Origin of the sequence: Marinimicrobium sp. (assembly GCF_002695945.1) — a bacterium.
Taxonomy (GTDB): Bacteria; Pseudomonadota; Gammaproteobacteria; order Pseudomonadales; family Cellvibrionaceae; genus Marinimicrobium; species Marinimicrobium koreense.
The window spans coordinates 20,644-38,183 of record NZ_NZQP01000029.1; the positions used below are offsets into that span (position 1 = coordinate 20,644).

Annotated in this window: 12 protein-coding genes and 2 pseudogenes; 6 read left to right on the top strand and 8 right to left on the bottom strand. The window is 58.4% G+C overall.

The window, feature by feature from the left end:
- Positions 1 to 329 precede the first annotated feature (329 nt).
- From CMG77_RS07300 to CMG77_RS07315, 4 genes are all read right to left on the bottom strand, one after another.
- A complete protein-coding gene (locus CMG77_RS07300; RefSeq protein WP_286805359.1) occupies positions 330 to 1,220 on the bottom strand; it encodes a dihydrodipicolinate synthase family protein in 891 nt (296 codons plus the stop codon).
- 56 nt (positions 1,221 to 1,276) lie between these two features.
- On the bottom strand, positions 1,277 to 3,019 hold the full coding sequence (gene araD, locus CMG77_RS07305; RefSeq protein ID WP_286903897.1) for an L-arabinonate dehydratase: 1,743 nt from the start codon (positions 3,017 to 3,019) through the stop codon (positions 1,277 to 1,279).
- Positions 3,020 to 3,137: 118 nt separating this feature from the next.
- Complete coding sequence (locus CMG77_RS07310) at positions 3,138 to 4,166, bottom strand: LacI family DNA-binding transcriptional regulator (RefSeq protein ID WP_286903898.1); 1,029 nt, start codon at positions 4,164 to 4,166, stop codon at positions 3,138 to 3,140.
- Between the two features lie 90 nt (positions 4,167 to 4,256).
- On the bottom strand, positions 4,257 to 4,814 hold the full coding sequence (locus tag CMG77_RS07315; protein ID WP_286903900.1) for a glutathione S-transferase family protein: 558 nt from the start codon (positions 4,812 to 4,814) through the stop codon (positions 4,257 to 4,259).
- A gap of 79 nt (positions 4,815 to 4,893) precedes the next feature.
- On the opposite strand from CMG77_RS07315, the gene CMG77_RS07320 reads away from it, so the two are divergent.
- The 4 genes from CMG77_RS07320 (at position 4,894) to CMG77_RS07335 (ending at position 7,968) form a co-directional block, all read left to right on the top strand.
- Positions 4,894 to 5,127, top strand: a complete 234-nt coding sequence (locus tag CMG77_RS07320; RefSeq protein WP_024460948.1) for a hypothetical protein — start codon at positions 4,894 to 4,896, stop codon at positions 5,125 to 5,127.
- 57 nt (positions 5,128 to 5,184) lie between these two features.
- The gene (locus CMG77_RS07325) at positions 5,185 to 5,952 is read left to right on the top strand and encodes a sulfite exporter TauE/SafE family protein (RefSeq protein WP_024460947.1); all 768 of its coding nucleotides are present in this window, start codon (positions 5,185 to 5,187) and stop codon (positions 5,950 to 5,952) included.
- A gap of 83 nt (positions 5,953 to 6,035) precedes the next feature.
- Positions 6,036 to 6,572 (top strand): hypothetical protein, encoded by a 537-nt coding sequence (locus CMG77_RS07330; RefSeq protein WP_123638027.1) that lies wholly within the window; start codon positions 6,036 to 6,038, stop codon positions 6,570 to 6,572.
- A gap of 226 nt (positions 6,573 to 6,798) precedes the next feature.
- Positions 6,799 to 7,968 (top strand): ROK family protein, encoded by a 1,170-nt coding sequence (locus CMG77_RS07335; protein ID WP_502691784.1) that lies wholly within the window; start codon positions 6,799 to 6,801, stop codon positions 7,966 to 7,968.
- 83 nt (positions 7,969 to 8,051) lie between these two features.
- Here CMG77_RS07335 and CMG77_RS07340 read toward each other — a convergent pair whose 3' ends face one another.
- The 4 genes and pseudogenes from CMG77_RS07340 to CMG77_RS07355 all read right to left on the bottom strand — a co-directional run bounded on the left by CMG77_RS07340 (position 8,052) and on the right by CMG77_RS07355 (position 12,219).
- Positions 8,052 to 9,674, bottom strand: coding sequence for a glycoside hydrolase family 32 protein (locus tag CMG77_RS07340; RefSeq protein ID WP_286903904.1), 1,623 nt, complete (start codon positions 9,672 to 9,674; stop codon positions 8,052 to 8,054).
- 11 nt (positions 9,675 to 9,685) lie between these two features.
- Positions 9,686 to 10,468, bottom strand: a pseudogene (locus CMG77_RS07345) (MFS transporter).
- A 22-nt stretch (positions 10,469 to 10,490) separates the two neighbouring features.
- Positions 10,491 to 11,123: an MFS transporter gene (locus tag CMG77_RS07350; protein WP_286903906.1), complete on the bottom strand. Its 633-nt coding sequence runs from the start codon at positions 11,121 to 11,123 to the stop codon at positions 10,491 to 10,493.
- Positions 11,124 to 11,226: 103 nt separating this feature from the next.
- Positions 11,227 to 12,219 (bottom strand): ROK family protein, encoded by a 993-nt coding sequence (locus CMG77_RS07355; RefSeq protein WP_502691782.1) that lies wholly within the window; start codon positions 12,217 to 12,219, stop codon positions 11,227 to 11,229.
- 326 nt (positions 12,220 to 12,545) lie between these two features.
- On the opposite strand from CMG77_RS07355, the pseudogene CMG77_RS07360 reads away from it, so the two are divergent.
- Together CMG77_RS07360 and CMG77_RS07365 are read left to right on the top strand one after the other, a co-directional pair.
- Positions 12,546 to 15,461: pseudogene (locus CMG77_RS07360) on the top strand (SusC/RagA family TonB-linked outer membrane protein).
- 580 nt (positions 15,462 to 16,041) lie between these two features.
- Positions 16,042 to 17,235, top strand: coding sequence for a RagB/SusD family nutrient uptake outer membrane protein (locus tag CMG77_RS07365; protein WP_286903910.1), 1,194 nt, complete (start codon positions 16,042 to 16,044; stop codon positions 17,233 to 17,235).
- Positions 17,236 to 17,540: the final 305 nt, after the last annotated feature.

Below are 17,540 nucleotides of genomic sequence, written 5' to 3' on the forward strand. Positions count from 1 at the left end.
TTTTGTACAATAACTTGGGTAACGGCGGATGCGCAGTTTGTTCGCTGCGCTCTGCCCCTACGCAACCTGCCGTGCAACACCAAACCCCACATCCGAAAGGTGCTATTTCCCGAAACGTTAATTTGGCAGCGCGGAGGCAGGGTAACCCTTTGTGAGACCGTAAGCGGAGGGACTCCGCGCGTCGAGCCCGTGGACGCCCCACATGGATGTGGGAAGTGTCCCGAAGCGCCGGGAGCGCGAAGGGGACCGGGTTCACGGCGTGTCTCACAAAGGTATACCCAGGCGGAGCATTCCGATACGAAGCGCTGTAACTAAGCTCCTCCGAGGTATTACCAACCTTTCAAAATCTCCTTCAACGCCTCACGCTGTGCCTCACTCAACTCAACCACCCCGGGTGCGCGCGTCGGCCCCACGGGCCATCCCTGAATCTGCATCGCCTCTTTCACCACCGTCACGTTCGCCCCATTGGCCTCAAAGGTGCGCATTTTTTCAAACTCGGCAATCCGGTCCACCAAAGCCCGGGCCTCACTCATCGCCTCGCGCTCCAGCGCCGCGTGAATCGTCAGAGACAACTCCGGGGCCACATTCACCAGTCCCGAAGTAAAACCCCGGGCGCCGCAAGCGTAGAAGGGTAGGGCCCAGCTTTCCGCCAGACCGCACAACCACTGCAGGGGGCTGCCCTGAGTGGCGCGGATACATTCACCCAGCCGGATCGGGTCGGGTACAGCATACTTGACCGCTACCACATTCTCTATTTCCGCCAGGCGAACGAAGTGCCCCGGCTCCAGGCCCGGGCTGCGGGCGTAGGCGATGATGGGCAGGTCGGTGCTGTCGGCGATCTGTTGAATATAGTCGATGACCAACCGGGGCGAGCAGAAGGGGTCCGGTGGCTGGTGGATCATCAGGGCGTCGGCACCGGCCTCTTGGGCGGCTTTTGCCAGGCGGATGGCTTCCCGGCCGCTGCGCCCGACACCGGCAGTGACTTTGGCGCGACCGGCGTTGGCCTCTACTGCAACCTGATAGCCGAGCACGGCTTCGTCCAGGTCCTGGGCGTAAAACTCGCCGGTATTGCCGCCGGTGACGATGTTGTGAATCCCGGCGCTGGCGATGCGATCGACCACCTTGTGCAGCAGGGGTTGATCGACTTCGCCCATGTTGTCATAGGGGGTGATGTGTACTCCGGAGATGCCGTTCAGGGCGTTGCGCATGGCTTCGTACATAACAGTTCTCTCGTGTTTTTTGGTGCTCGCGAGTGTTTTTTTAGCGCGTGGCGGCGTCAGTGAATATCGGGTTCCTGATCGGTGATGTCGGTCACCGGAATGGTTTCCAGGAAATCGAAATCACAGCCTTCGTTGGCCTGGCTCACATGGGATTGATAGAGCGCGCCCCAGCCGCGGCTGAACTTGGGCTCCTGCGCCTTCCAGTTGGCGCGTCGACGGGCCATTTCCTCCTCGTCGATCAGCAGATTGAGTTTGCGCTCGGGTACGTTCAATTCAATCAGATCACCGGTCTGCACTAAGGCCAGGGGCCCCCCGACGTGCGATTCCGGGGCAACGTGCAGGACGCAGGCGCCGTAGCTGGTGCCGCTCATGCGCGCGTCTGAAATGCGCAGCATGTCGCGCACGCCTTTNTCCANCAGTTTTTTCGGGATGGGCANNTGGCCCCACTCGGGCATGCCNGGNGCGCCCTGGGGGCCGGCGCTTTTGAGTACGATGATGGAGNTTTCNNTGATCTCCAGGGCCGGGTCATCGATGCGCTCGCTCATTTCCTGNTGGTTTTCAAACACCACCGCCGGGCCGGTATGCACCAGCAGGTGCGGTTCNGCGGCGGGGGGTTTGATCACCGCGCCATCGGGGGCCAGATTGCCACGCAGCACGGCAATGCCGTCCCGCTCGGACAGCGCGTTGTCGAGGGAGCGAATGACATCGTCGTTGAAGACCCGTGCGCCGGCGATGTTTTCGCCNAGGGTTTTNCCGGTGACGGTGNGNTGGTTCAGATCCAGCAGGGACTTCATCACTTCCTGCAGGGCGGGCAGGCCNCCGGCGTAGTAGAAGTCTTCCATCAGGTAAGCGCCGGCGGGGCGCAGGTTGGCGATCACCGGGGTGTGTCGNGCNAGGGCGTCAAANCGGTCGAGGGTCAGNGGGAAACCGGCGCGNCGGGCCATGGCGATGATGTGCACGATCGAGTTGGTGGAGCCGGACAGAGCCAGCGCGACTTTGATGGCGTTGTCGAATGACGTCTCNGTGAGAATGTCTTTCGGGGTCAGATCCTCCCAGACCATTTCNACGATGCGCTTGCCGGTGCTNCAGGCCATCTGGGCGTGGCGCGAATCCGGNGCGGGAATGGAGGCGGCGCCGGTCAGGCACAGGCCCAGNGTCTCGGCCACGCTGGTCATGGTGGAGGCGGTGCCCATGGTCATGCAGTGNCCCGGGGAGCGGGCAATGCCGCTTTCCACGCCCTGCCAGTCTTCCTCGGTGATGTTGCCGGCGCGCAGTTCGGCCCAGTATTTCCAGGTGTCGGAACCACTGCCCAGGGTCTTGCCCTGCCAGTTTCCGCGNAGCATGGGCCCGGCGGGTACAAAAATCGCGGGCAGGTTGGCGGAAATGGCCCCCATGATCAGGGCGGGGGTGGTTTTATCGCAGCCGCCCATCAGCACTACACCGTCGGCCGGATAGGCGCGCANCAGCTCTTCGGTTTCCATGGCCAGCATATTGCGATAGAGCATGGCNGTGGGNTTNTGGAAGGGCTCGGACAGGGTGGANGCNGGNAGCTCCACCGGGAAGCCNCCCGCTTGCCAGACGCCGCGNTTGACCTCNTCCACNCGCTGNTTGAAGTGGGTNTGGCAGGGGTTGATGTCGCTCCAGGTNTTGACGATGGCNATCACCGGCTTGCCGGCGTAGTCGTCNCGGGTGTAGCCCATCTGGGCGGTCCGGGANCGGTGGCCGAAGGAGCGCAGGTCTTTNACGCCGTACCAGCGGTGACTGCGCAGCTCTTCGGGAGAGCGTTTGGGCTGGCTCATAGGGNTCTCTCTGTCGTGTTTTTATAGCTGTTTTAAGGCCGTNTGGGCCNGGTTGATGGCTGCTATGATTGCGCAATCATTTTTGGATTGCAAGACCCGATGGCAAAAAGACGGAAAATCAGGCGCTGTCGCGTTTGACGATCTGGAAGCCCACGTCGATGGTCACGGGCTCGGTCGGAGGGTGTTCGCCGGTCATGGCGCTGAGCAGGTGNTGNGCNGCNCGNTANCCGATTTCGGCGCCGTTGATCTGCACCGAGGTGAGCGAGGGCAGGGTNTGGGCGGCGAAATCCAGGTCGCCGAACCNGATNAACGCCATGTCACCGGGGATGTCGATGTTCNGGGCNCNGGCTTCGGTCANTACCCCNTGGGCGAGGGTGTCGGANCTGCAGTAAACCGCCTCGGCCCGGANNCCCTGCTCCAGCAGGCGGGCAAAGGCCTNNCGGCCCTGGCTGAAGCGNGCGGGGGTTTCCAGTCGCTCCACGGCGTCGGGGCTGATACCGGCCTCGTCCAGNNCCTGNATGAAGCCCGCCAGGCGNTCTTCNGCGCGCTGGTCGTCGGCNCTGATGGCCNCGAANCGNCGGNGTCCCTGGTTCAGCAGGTACTNCCCGACANTGCGGCCCACGTCCAGGTGCGAGAAGCCGACCAGGGCATCGAGGGGCTGATCCCCCAGATCCCAGGTTTCGACAATGGGAATCGCGGCGGCNTTGAGGCGGGTTCGGCTGATGTCGGTNTGGTTCAGGCCGGTGAGGATGATGCCATCCGGACGGCGACAGAGAATGGCCTCCAGCAGNTCNTGCTCCTGNGCCTCGGAGTACCCGGANAACCCGAGCAAGGTCTGGTAACCGGCCTGTTCCAGGGTTTCGGTGATGGCCCGGACGGTTTCGGCGAAAATCGGATTGGCGATCGTCGGTACGATCAGCGCTACCAGGCGGCTGCTCTGGGTGGCCAGGCTGCCGGCGAGCATGTTGGGCAGGTAGCCGGTTTTNTCGACCGCGGCGGTGACTTTGGCTCGCGCCTTTTCCGACACCCGTTCGGGCTGATTNAGTGCCCGGGAAACGGTAATGGGCGAGACGCCCGCCACTTTGGCCACGTCGATCAGAGTGGGCGCCCGGCCGCGTTGTGGGTGCTGGGTCTGTCGCTCAGTCATGGTCGTGTCGATTCTCGTGGTTGGTCGGAGTCGACCGCCTCNGNAGCGGTCGGTCTTCTTATAAAAATACTGACGCGTTACTCAGTCGGATCACTGAGGTGGCGCCGTGTCGGCAAATGGCGCATATTGATCCAGGCCTTCCAGCAGCTCCGTAAGACTCGGGTACTGGTGAAAGTTGAAGCGGTCCCGGTAGCGGCCCCAGGCCAGAACGCACCCCAGGCGCAGTTCAAAGTCGCTGTAGGGCGCCTGGCCGCTCAGAGGGCGTTGGGCCAGCGCATCGAGGCAGGTGTCGATACGACGGCGCTGGCGCTCCAGGTAGGGGCTTTGTTCCGGGGTCAGGCCGTCACGCTCCAGCACCAGGAGAATCTGAGCGGCATCCATCAGGGTATTGGTCAGGCAGAAATCGTCGTAATCCCGAAGACTGGGAAAGAAGCTTTGGCCGGCTTTTTCCCGTAGATAGCGCAGAATGGAAGACGAGTCGGTCAACAGCAGTTCACCGTCCTGTAGAAAGGGCAGTTTCTGACTGGGCGAGCGCTCGGCGCTGGTGCGGGTGTCGCTTTCAATGAACTCGCAACGCAAGCCGGTTTCGGCCAGCGCGATGCGGCAGTGGCGAACGTAGGGGGAGGTGTAGCTGCCAAACAGTTGCATGGATAGTGACTCCTCTGGTGTTGTCCTAATGATAACGGAAAAGTGTGGTTTTTGGGGCCAATGGGCCCGGAGGTGTGCGATGAAAGCGTCGGAATTTCTGAAAAAGTACGAGCGTGAGCGCGAAAAAGCCAAAGAACATGAACAGGAGGACCACTCCCTGCAGGCCCATGCCAAAGAGCGGGCCCGCCACCCGGATCACCTGAACGCCGGGACCCCCTACGATTGGGAAGATCTGGAAGCCTACCAGAAAGAACTGGAGCGGCTGGACAAAGAGGGCCCCGGGGGCTCGAGCGGCGATCCCGATAAAGGATAGCAGCGCTTGAGGGGGTAACTCACTGGTACAATGGCCGCTTTTTGACGGGAGCGGCGGATGATTGGCGGTTGGGAGTTCTACGCACTGGCGATTCCGGTGGTGTTGCTTGTTGGCCTGTCCAAAGGCGGTTTTGGTGGCGGCCTGGGCACCCTGGCGGTGCCGGCGCTGAGCCTGATGATCGACCCCCGGATGGCCGCCGGTATCCTTCTGCCCATTCTGTGCACCATGGATCTGGTCAGCCTGTGGAGCTTTCGCGGCCGCTGGGACTGGGCCAACCTGAAGATCATGTTTCCCTGGGCCATGGTGGGCCTGCTCGGCGGTGCGTTGACCTTTCAGTACATGAGCGTGGACATGATCCGCCTGATGATCGGCGTCATGGCGCTCTACTTTGTGGGCCACTACCTCTGGGGCAAATACCTGTTGCAGCGGCTCCATGCCCACGGGCCCAGCGTCTGGCGAGGCGGTTTCTGGAGCGGCGTGTCCGGCTACGTCAGCTATATTGCGCACGCCGGTGGCCCACCCATTGCGATTTATCTCTTGCCTCAGCACCTGCCCAAAACCGTGTTTGTGGGCACCACGGTGCTGTTTTTCAGTGTGGTCAACTACACCAAGCTGGTGCCCTATGCCTTCTTTGGTCAGTTGAATATCGGCAATATCACCACCGCCCTGGTGCTTCTGCCATTCGCGCCCCTGGGGGTGCTGTTGGGCGTTTACCTGCACAAGCGGGTGTCCGATCGCTGGTTCTACTGGACCTGCTATGGCCTGTTGCTGGTCGCCGGCATCAAGCTTCTGGTGGAGGGGGCCGCCGGTTTGCTTGCCGCCTGACTTTAGTTCGCGCGTTCAGTTTCGATTCAGATCCCGGAAGGTAATCTGGCATTACGTTAACCGGAATGCATAGGGGGTGCCCCGTGAATCGTATACTGAGCCTGATCGTGATGACTGCCTCGTTGATCCTGATGGGGTGCGATGAAAGCCATGTGCAGGTCACGCACGTCAACGATAGTCCCCATCGGGGTTCGGACTTTGTGCCCTATCTCAAAACCTTCAATATCATCGACAGCTATGGCGTGGATACGGCGCTGGATCCGGGGGTGCCGCTGACGTTTGATCCCTATGTGGATGCGGGCATTTTCGAGATCGACTGGCAGGTGAACAGCCTGGAAGATTATCAGGTGAGTTTCCGCCTGAACGACCGCCCGTCATTGACCGGCAGCTACGGGGTGTACACCGAAGTGTGCGGCGAGGGCCTGCCCTGTGACCAGGAAGCCATCCGCATCTGTCAGTACTACCCGGACCTGACCATGGCCTGCGGCCTGGATGATTATGTGACCGATGTGAGCCCGCTGATTTACGAGTTGCCCGAGAAGCTCTATGCGGTGCTGGAAGTGTGTGATCTGGACTCCAGCTACTGCGAGTATGACTACTATCCGGTCTGGCTGGAATAATACCTGGCGAGACTAATGAACCGGACTGCTGGGGTTCCAGCCCAGAACTGACAAGGTGCTGGCCTTAATGGTCCGCGCCTTGTTAAACTACGGTGATGTTTGACAAAGGGCTGCCGTTGAATACGTATTCAATCATCGAAGCGGTAGCCGTCAGTCCAATCGGGAGCCGGAATACATGAGTCAGGGCAGTAACTCCAGCGGCCTGCGTCGCTATAACGAGCGGGTGATGCTCACCCATTTGCGCAAATANCGCACCGCGTCCAAATCCGATCTGGCGCGNGCCACCAACCTCACGCCCCANGCGGTGACCCGCATCGTNGANGANCTCGAGCAGAACGAGCTGGTGATTCGTGAAGGGCGCCGCCTCGGNGGNCTCGGTCAGCCGTCAACNCTCTACGCCATCAACCCGGCCGGCGCNTACTCNATTGGCATCAAGATCGGGCGGCGCGATCTGGAGCTGCTGTTGCTGGANTTCAGCGGCAAGACCCTGGCCCANTTCAANCGCGAATTCGATCAGCCGGANCCGGACTACATCATCGAACAGATCGATCTNTTGCTGCCCGAGCTGCGCAACCACCTGGACAAATCCGGTCAGAAGCGCCTGCGNGGGGTCGGNGTNGCCATGCCCTGGTTCCTGGGNGCCTGGCNGAGNGATCTGGAAATGGCCGATGAGCTGTCTGAGCGCTGGCGCAATATCAANNTGAGCGAAGAGATNTCCAGNCGTATNGACCTGCCNGTGTTTTTTGAAAACGACGGGGCCGCNGCGGCCGTGGCGGAGTTGCAGCTCGGCGTCGGNCGGGATATTTCGGATTTTCTGTACGTCAATATCGGCGCCTTTATCGGCGGTGGCCTGGTGNTGCACGGCAACCTNGAGCCCGGTGTGCATGGCAACGCGGCGGAGCTGGCGTCAATGCCCGTTCCCCACTCCGAGCTGTTCGGCCATGAGCCGGGNAAGGGCGGNTTTGACATGTTGACCCAGCGGGCGTCGCTGCTGACACTNCGCCGGTANCTGAACCAGAAGGGCATCGAGATCAGTCACATCGGCGAGCTGCCCGAGCACATCGATAATGCCCGTATCTACATCCAGGAGTGGATGAACGACTGTGCCGATGCCATGGTGTTTGCCTTTCTTTCGGCCATCAGCATCCTGGATCTGAAAGCCATTGTGATCGATGCCAACCTGCCGCGCTTTATCATTGAAGAGCTGGTGGCGATGGTAGAGCGGCGCCTGGGTAGTATGGCGGCCAANGANATTTTTGTGCCGGCCATCATTCCNGGNCAACTGGGCCCGGACGCGATTGCGGTGGGNGGCGGCATTCTGCCGTTCTATTCGTCTTTCGGCGCGGATAAAACCGTNCTGCTNAANGGCAGTGTGCCGGAGCGGCGCATGATCTGAGTCGNCGTTGANGTAATGGCGGCTCCAACAAAAAAGCCCCGGCANNTGCCGGGGCTTTTTTGNTNCGTTGCTTCGGTGAGCGCTTACCAGATGGACTTGAGNGGCCAGGCNTCGATGCGGTCAAAGGTGGCGCTACCGCCTTCGACAAACACTTCAANNCCCTCNCTGTCCGGTTGTGGGAAAATCTTGTCACTNATGGCGACCACGCCGTCGTGCGCAAAGACNTCCACCGAGGACCAGTCGATAAACACGTGCAGCTCCACCTGACCGTTATCCAGCGGCAGCGGTGCCACATGAACGCCCGGGAAATCCGCGTGGAAGTCCACCTGTCCGGACTGGGTGCGATCCAGCGCCAGCGTTTCCTCGCTCACGTCGTAGCGCAGCACGGTTTTTTCATCGTTACCGGTGCGCAGGTTGAGGCCAANCACNTCGGCATNGCCCGGAGTGAAGGTCACTTTCATTTCCAGTGCCTTGCCCTGAATGTTCCAGTCGGCCAGTGAACGGGTGTCATTGGTGACGGTCAGGTTGCTCAGTGATTTTTGCTCGCCCCGCAAGGTCNGCAGNTCATCCACCGGCTCCTGAACCATTTTCAGGCCGCCGTCGTGGCTCGCCAGCTCNAGGGTGCGCGGAATGCTCTGGGAGCTGCGCCAGGGTGAGGTGGGCAGTTCCTGNGCNTACTGCCANTTNTTCATCCAGCCGACCCANATACGNCGNCCGTCTTCTTCNGGNACNTCGGACCAGGANACGGCGGCGTAAAAGTCCTTNCCGTANTCCACCCACTGGTGCGGGCCGGATTCGCTCTCGGGCATGGCATCTTCATCGGGGATGAACTGCTTGCCATCAAACTCGCCCACAAAGTAGAGGCCACCGGAGCCCCCGGCCACAGAGCCTTCCTCGCCCGCACCCAGGTCCACTTCCAGCACCCATTTGCGTTTGTCTTCATCGCCGTCAATCGGCAGAGCAAACAGATCCGGGCATTCCCAGATGCCCAGCTCGGATCCCGGGGATTCGAAATGGCTCAGGAAGGTCCAATCCTTCAGGTTGGGTGAGCTGTAAAAGGCGATCTTGTAGTCAGTCGACAAGGCCACCACCATGATCCACTGCTCGCTCTCTTCGTGCCAGATCACTTTCGGGTCACGGAAGTTCTCCATGCCTTCATCCAGCACCGGGTTGCCCGCATACTTGGTCCAGGTGCGACCGTTATCCAGGCTGTAGGCCAGTTGCTGATCCTGCCCCTTTTCCGGTTCCTGTTTGTGGCCGGTATAGATGGCCACCATCGGTGGGTTGTCCTTGGTGCCGAAGCCGGAGGTGTTGTGATGGTCCACCACAGCGCTGCCCGAGAAGATCATGTACTCCTCGTCTTCGGGAATGGCCACCTTCTGCTCTTCCCAATGCACCAGGTCTTTGCTGATGGCGTGACCCCAGCTCATGTGGCCCCATTTGTCGCCGTAGGGGTTGTACTGGTAGAACATGTGGTATTCACCGTTGTGGTATACCAGCCCGTTGGGGTCGTTCATCCAGTTCTCTTTNGGGGTGAAGTGGAACTGCGGACGGAACGTCTCCTGGTAAGGAGCCGTGGTTGCCGGACCGCTGGTTTCTGCTGACGCCGCGGTGTCGTTCGGTGTGCTGGTGGTGTTACTGCCAGTACAGCCGGCGACGGCCAGCGCCAGCGCGGAGGTCAGGGGAAGGGTGAATGTCTTGNGCATGGTAAACCTCGCTATANGNNTNNTNGTGATTGATTATTNGNTGATCTTGTCAGGCCGANGNGGCGGTNTTCGNNTTNTCCNGNTGCGNTGTCGCGCACNTGNAGNGTGTACTCCAGATCTTCCAGTGATGTGCCTTTGGTTTCCGGCATNATTTTCCAGACAAACAGGAACTGCAGGACCATCATCAGACCGAAGAAAATAAACACCAGCCCGCCATTGCCGTCGGCAAACACCGGGAACAGCCAGGACACCGCGGCCGCCATGAACCAGTGNGTNAAACTGCCAAACGCCTGGCCTTTGGCTCGCACCCGGTTGGGGAAAATTTCCGAGATGAACACCCAGATGACGGCGCCCTGAGAGATGGCAAAGGCTGCAATAAAGCCTAGCAGACCGTAGAGCACCAGGCTGCCGGAGATTTCCTCGGCCATAAACTGGAAGCTGACCAGAAACAGCGAGGCGGCGGTACCGATGGAGCCGATGAACAGNAGGGGACGACGGCCGAGCTTGTCGATCATGAACAGGGCGATGACGGTGAACATGAAATTGGTGCCACCCACCAGAACCGCCTGCAGCAGGGATGCCTCGGTGCTGAANCCGGCGCTCTCAAANATGCGGGGNGCGTAGTACATCANNGCNTTGATGCCCGAGAGCTGATTGAACATGGCAATGGCCCAGGCGCAGAAAATCGGGAACATATATTTGCGCTGGAACAGGCGGTCCGAAGCGCCGTTGTCGTTATCTTTCAGTGAACGTTCNATATCCGCCAGCTCCTGCTCGACGTTGGGCTCNCCCATTTTGACCAGAACGTCGTGGGCTTCAACGCGTGCGNCCTTTCTTGACCAACCANCGCGGGCTGTAGGGAATGAGGAACAGCANGGCGAGGAACAGTGCCGCGGGNACCGCTTCGATACCCAGCATCCAGCGCCATGCCGTCGCATCGTCAATGGACAGGCCAATCACATAGTTGGACAGAAACGCCAGCAGAATGCCACCGACCACGTTCAACTGNTTGATNGCCACCAGCCGGCCGCGCATGGCGGCGGGNGAAATTTCCGCGATGTACATCGGTGCCACNACTGAGGCGGCACCCACNGCCAGNCCGCCGATCAGNCGATAGACCAGAAACTCNCCCCAGACCGTGGCCAGTGCGCTGCCCACGGCAGAGATGAAATACATNACNGCAATGACCATCAGNGAGCGCTTGCGGCCCAGCCAGTCGGCCGGTTTNCCCACGCTCAATGCGCCGATGACCGTACCGATCAGNGCGATGGCAACGGTAAAGCCCAGCCCGTTGCTGCTGAGTTCAAATTCCCGCTCCAGNGCACCGGTGGTNCCGGAAATGACGGCGGTATCAAAGCCNAACAGTAGCCCCCCNANGGCGGCCACGATGGTGCTGAANATGACAACTCGATGAGAACGGGGCGGTGCGGCCCCCGGTGAATGGTTCATGGTTACTACCTCGCTTGGATTATTGTTTGTGATTTTNAGGGAGCCATCGTGCGTGGNTCCTCTGTATTAATGAGTGATCAGAATTAATGAATGATCAGAGCCNTCAGCCGGCCGCGGTTGAAGTCNTCGAAGGCGCAATGGCCTGTGCCATCAATAGTGCNCCGACTTCGCCCGCATGACCGCCGAGCTCGGGGGCCACAATATAGTCTTGCGGGTTTTTGGCAGCGNCNCCGCAGGGGTAGCCATTGATATGGCCCTGAAAGCGCTGGTGAATTCGCGGGAACAGNTGGTCCTGCTTCATCACCCCGCCCCCGAGAATGATCCGCTGGGGGGAGTAGGTGACGGTCAGGTTCCAGCACAGGGCGGCCAGATAATCAGCCTGAATGTCCCACGCCTCGTGATCCTGGGGGAGGGTGTCGGCCTTCTGCTTCCAGCGCTTTTCAATCGCCGGGCCGGAGGCCAGGCCTTCGACACAGTCTCCATGAAAAGGGCAGGCNCCNGGAAANGGGTCGACCTCCCGGTCATGGGGCAGAAGCATATGGCCGACCTCCGGGTGCATGGCACCCTTCACCGGNTGNCCNTTGGCAACGATGCCGGCGCCCACGCCCGTGCCGATGGTGACATACACATAGTCGTCCAGCCCCTGAGCNGCGCCCAGAGAACCTTCCCCCAGCGCGGANCCGTTGACGTCGGTATCAAAGGCCACCGGTACNCCCAAGGCTTTGNACAGCGTGCCCACCACATCGGTATTGGACCAATGCGCCTTGGGTGTGTCGGTGATGAAGCCGTATGTGGGGGAGTCCAGAGACAGGTCCACCGGNCCAAAGCAGGCTACCCCGAGCGATGCGATGGCACCGTGCCGGGCCTGGGCCTGCTCAAAAAACTGGATNGCGGCACCGAGGGTTTCATCCGGGCGGGTCGTCGGAAAGCTGGCGCGCTCCAGAATCTCCGTCGGAGAGCGACCCAGCACNCAATTGAACTTGGTGCCGCCGGCTTCGATGCCCGCATANAGGCAGGGTAGTGACTTCACGTTGATTCTCGCTCTTATTAGGTTTACTGNNTNGCGNCATGCGCCTATTTCGATTAAGTAAATCACGGTTAAATATAAGTGTCAATACTGGGGTTATTTGAAATTATATGATTTTAGGCTTATTAAATGGCAGNTATATCCCCAATTATTATTAACACAAGGTTAATAAAATAGTTGAAATGAGNTAAATCATTCTGTAATTTAGAGGGTCAGGGCCTGGGNNTGTGACGACGCTCAAGCCTTAATAGATTNTNAGTATAAGAAGGTTTTCCCNGATAACGCATGGCTATTNGNCCGGTGTCAGGCAGGGGTAAAGAGGAGTCGCACCAAGCGTTTCCCTACAGACCGTTTACCAAGACCAAGCTTCAACAATAAATAAGAGGATGCACTCTATGAACAAGTCACTATTTACNTTGAGCGCGCTGGCGTGCGCCATAACGCCGGGGCTGGCNTANGGCCAGGATGGCAGTGAGCCCACGCTCCAGCCGCTGGAAGANGTGGTGGTCACCGGCTACAGCACCACCGAAGAGAAGAAACTGCTCGGTGCAGTGAATGCNGTGAACCTGGANGATGTTCAGGATCTGCCCTCCGGCAACATCATGCAAAACCTTCAGGGGCGACTCCCNGGGGTGCAGATCACCTCAAACGGTAACCCTAATCCANCCTCTCGCGTGCGTATTCGGGGGCAGGGNATTGGCGGNCTNGGNTTNAATGACCCGCTCTANGTGATTGATGGCGTGCCNACCACCAANGGCATGCANGANNTGAANCCNAACGANATTNCNTCNATNCAGGTNCTGCGNGACGCGGCNACCGGCAGNGTCTANGGTGCCCGNGCNGCNAACGGNGTNATCGTGATNACCACCAAGAAGGGNTCNGACGCNGAAGGTGTTCANGTNAAGCTCAATCAGTCNTATCAGGATTACTCCTANGACCTNAACCCNCTGANNACNCAGCAGCGGGCNCGNGCCGTATTNCAGGCAGCNGTCAATGATGGTACTGATCCGAATAACGCCAGCCCCCTGTATNCCTATGANTGGAATGGCGACTACGCCAACCCGGAGCTGAGTGAAATCCGTTTGCCGGAGTACCTTGATNCGGCACAGACCATGCGNCCGGCGAATACCAATTGGTTTGACGCTGTNACCCGCACCGCGAAGGTCAGTGACCTNCATGTCTCCATGGGCAATGCATCGGANAACTCCAATGTGTATGCCTCTTTTGGTTACTACAATGCACAGGGNGTAGTGGATGAATCCGAGTTTGAGCGTCTGGCGTTTCGTGTCAACTCCAGTCTCGACTTTCTTGATGGNGACGTAACCATTGGCGAGAACTTCACCTTTACCAACCAAGTGTCCAATAAGGTCAACGATCTGGCAGAAGGTGTGCTNAACCTTTCTATCGAGCAGCAGTCCATNGTTCCGATTCGTACNGAAGANGGNATNGGTTGGGGTGGCCCGGCAGCGGGCATTACCGACCGGGANAACCCGGTTCGTNTGATCGCAATGAACAAGGATAACGAGAACACCTACAATCGGGTGGTGGGTAACGCCTATGTAGAGTATCGGCCGCTGGATGATCTGATTCTTCGCTCCAACGTTGGTGTGGACTACGGNCAGTTCTACTATCGCGATTACACNCGCGCATTTCAGGCGGGTAACCTCAACTTTGAGGANCAGNTGAGCACNATGCACAANTGGAANAAGACTCTGGTCTGGACCAATACNGCCGAGCAGAGCTGGGATTTTGACGGTGGTCACTTCCTGAAGGTTTTGGTGGGTGCGGAAACAGTTGACTTTGAAACCGAAGGATTCTCTGGCAGTAACCAGGGCTATGCATCGGATGATCGCGATTATGCCTTCCTGTCCCANGGTACCTCTGGAACCGAAGTGGGCGGCTCCGGTGACGCCTGGAATATGCAGTCCTATTTCACTCAGATTGACTACGATTTTGAAGGTCGCTATCTGGCGTCTGTCACGGTACGGCGCGACGGTTCTTCCCGGTTTGGTGACAACAACCAGTACGGTACCTTCCCCGCCGTGTCTGCCGGTTGGTTTGTTTCTGATGAAGCCTTTTTCGATGTCGACTTTATCGACGAGCTGAAGCTGCGTGCAAGCTGGGGTGAAAACGGTAACCAGGAAATCGATACCCGGGCGACNTCCACCATCTACGAAAGCCGTTATGCGACGACCTCTCTGTTTACCACTCAGCAGGATGAGGGNACCGCGTACGACCTGAATGGTGCGGANACCGGCAACCTGCCGTCGGGCTTCGCCCGGGTGCAGATCGGTAACCCGGACCTGAAGTGGGAGACATCGGTACAGACCAACGTGGGTATCGATTTTGAAATGTTCGGTGGTTCCTTCTGGGGTTCACTGGANTGGTTCGACAAGACCACNGAAGATATTCTGACCCGCACCCAGCCTCTGGCAACTCAGGGTGAAGGNGCCTCCCAGATTGTTAANGGCGGTACCATCGAGAACTCCGGTTTNGANCTGGTNCTGAACTANGCCAANGACTTCGAGATNGANGGCNTNGGNGTATTCAATTANGAGATCAGNGGTAACGTCTCNAGTGCCGAGAACGANGTCATNTCANTGCCCGCCGANGTGGTGAACTCCTTCCCNGGTGATGGGCGTGACAAGACNATTCTCGGNCAGTCCATNAATGCGGTNTATGGTTACGTAGCTGACGGCNTGTTCCAGAATCAGGACGAAGTCGANGCNCATGCNACNCAGGGCGGCGCGGCNCCAGGTCGAATTCGCTACTCCGANCTNAATGGCGANGGCGAAATCACCGAGGCNGACCAGACGTTNTTCACNACTTCCGATCCGGATCTGATTTATGGCGTGAACTTCAAGCTCGGCTATGAAAACTGGGACTTCAATATGTTCTGGCAGGGCGTTCACGGTGGGCAGATTCGCAACCATTGGCGCTTCTTCACCGACTTCACCTCGCTCAACGCCGGTTCNAACTANGGTGATCGCGTGCTGGGNGCCTGGAGCCCGGACAATACCGGCAGCAANGTGCCGGCGCTGACCNTGGTCGACAACAACAACGANGCCCGNTCTTCCACNTTCTTCTGGGAAGATGCNTCCTACNTCAAGTTGCGTGACCTGTCAGTGGGTTACACCCCGTCGGATACCTTCTGGGGTGCCATTGGTGCCAGCACGGGTCGCTTCTATATTCAGGGGCAGAACCTGCTGACCATTACGCCGGACGGCACCCTGGCTCAGGACCCGGAAACGCCGGGAGCGACTTTCCCGATTCCGCGCAGNATCAATGTGGGTGTGAATGTCACCTTCTAAACCGGGACCCTATAACGAATTCAAATATTGAACAATTGAGGTTAACATCATGAATAAGACNTATAAGTTAGCACTGTCCGCGGTNATGGCCTTTGCCATTACGGCGTGTGGCAGCGACTCTCTGGACGTTGAGCCGAAGTCGGCCNTGAGTGAAGATCAGGTAAANACCGTTGATAANCTGGATGCNCTGGTGACGTCNGCCTACTCNTANCTGGGCAACGACCACTACACNGCNCCNATGTACCTGTGGCCNACGGGNAANCTGCGTGCNGGCGATGCCCACAAGGGCGGTAACGGTGCGGCGGACATTTTCGCCTATCACGCTCTGTCACTNTACGANCCTNTGGTGGCTGACGGTGAGTCCTTCCCNCCGGATTTNATNGATCTGAACAACAAGAAGTGGGTGCGNGATTTCACGGGNATTTCCCGNGTGAANTCGGCGCTTCAGGTCATGAATGANGTGGATGNAAGTGTCTACCCGAACAAAGCNGCNCGTCAGGCGGANCTTCGCTTNATCCGNGGNGNGTTCTANTTCGACCTTAAAATCCANTACGANCAGGTGCCCTGGATCGATGAAACCATGACTCCAGAGCAGGTGGAAACCGCGAGCAATGTGGACCTGACCTCGCAAGAGTTGTGGGACAAGATCGCTGCCGATTTCCGCTTTGGTGTGGAAAACCTGCCGTTGCCTCAGGATCAGGCGCAAGTGGGCCGGGCGGATCGTGATGCGGCGCGGGCCTACCTGGCCAAGACGCTTCTCTATCAGGCCTATGTGCAGGACGAGAATCATCAGGTGACCAGTATCGACTCTGACAAACTGGAAGAGGTGGTCAGTCTGGTCGATGACATTGAAGAAAATGGCCACTATGGGCTGGTGAATGACTATGCGGAGAACTTCCTGTGGGAGTTCGAGAACAACCGCGAGTCCGTGTTTGAAATTCAGCGTTCCCGTGAAGATGGCAGTCCCGATGGCCGAGGTTCCTGGGGTGTGGCTTTGAATACCCCGATGGCCGGTGGTTTCGGTTGCTGTGGTTTCCACGTGCCGACCGATAACTTTGTCAACGCCTTCAAAACCGGGGCTGATGGTCTCCCCCTGTTTGATACCTTCAACGATGCCAATTACGACGCGTCCTCCGATATGGTTGACCCGCGCCTGGATCACACCGTGGGTATGGAAGACAAGCCGTTCAAATACGACGAAGATCTGATTATCGAAGACGGTGATGCCTGGGCGCGCAACCCAGCGACCTACGGTAATTTTGTGTCCATGAAAGAGTTGGAGCACCCGGACTGTGAGTGTCGTATGCAGAATGGTCCCTTTACAGTGACCTCCAAAAACACGATTCTGGTTCGCTATGCCGATGTGTTGCTGTGGAAGGCTGAGGCATTGATCGAGCTGAACCGCGAAGATGAAGCCCTGCCAATCATCAACCGGATTCGTCAGCGTGCAGCGGGCAGTACCGGTCGTCTCGGTAACAACTTCAGCATCTACAACATTGGCACCTACAGCGATTTTGCCGATCAGGACGAAGCCCGTCAGGCCTTGCGCTGGGAGCGTCGCCTGGAGTTGGGTCTGGAAGGGCACCGGTTCTTCGATCTGGTTCGCTGGGGGGTGGCCAAGGAAACCCTGGATGCGTATCTCGAGGTTGAGCAGACGCGCAAAGAGTATCTGACCGATGCGGAGTTCACCGCCGGCAAGCATGAGTATATGCCGATCCCGCAGCAGCAGATTAACCTCAGTGGCGGTGCTTACCAGCAGAACCCGGGCTACTGAAACCGGGTGTTTCGAACACGTCCTGCGCCAGGCTCTCCGTGGCGCAGGATGCTCTCCAGCGTGTTGGGTGCTGGAGCTCTCCCAGGGAATGTCTCTCCCTATATTGGCACAACGTTAGTGCAGGCGCGGCCCTAAGGGGTCGCGCTTTTTTGTTTGAATGGTATTCCGGCGATAGCGAGAGTTATCATTCCGGAATCAATATCGTAAATTAATATATAACAGTGTGTTCATTATAACAGTAATTATAAAACCCTTTAAAAACAGAAGGTTGCAGTAATTATATTACATTATGGCCAAATCCTGTT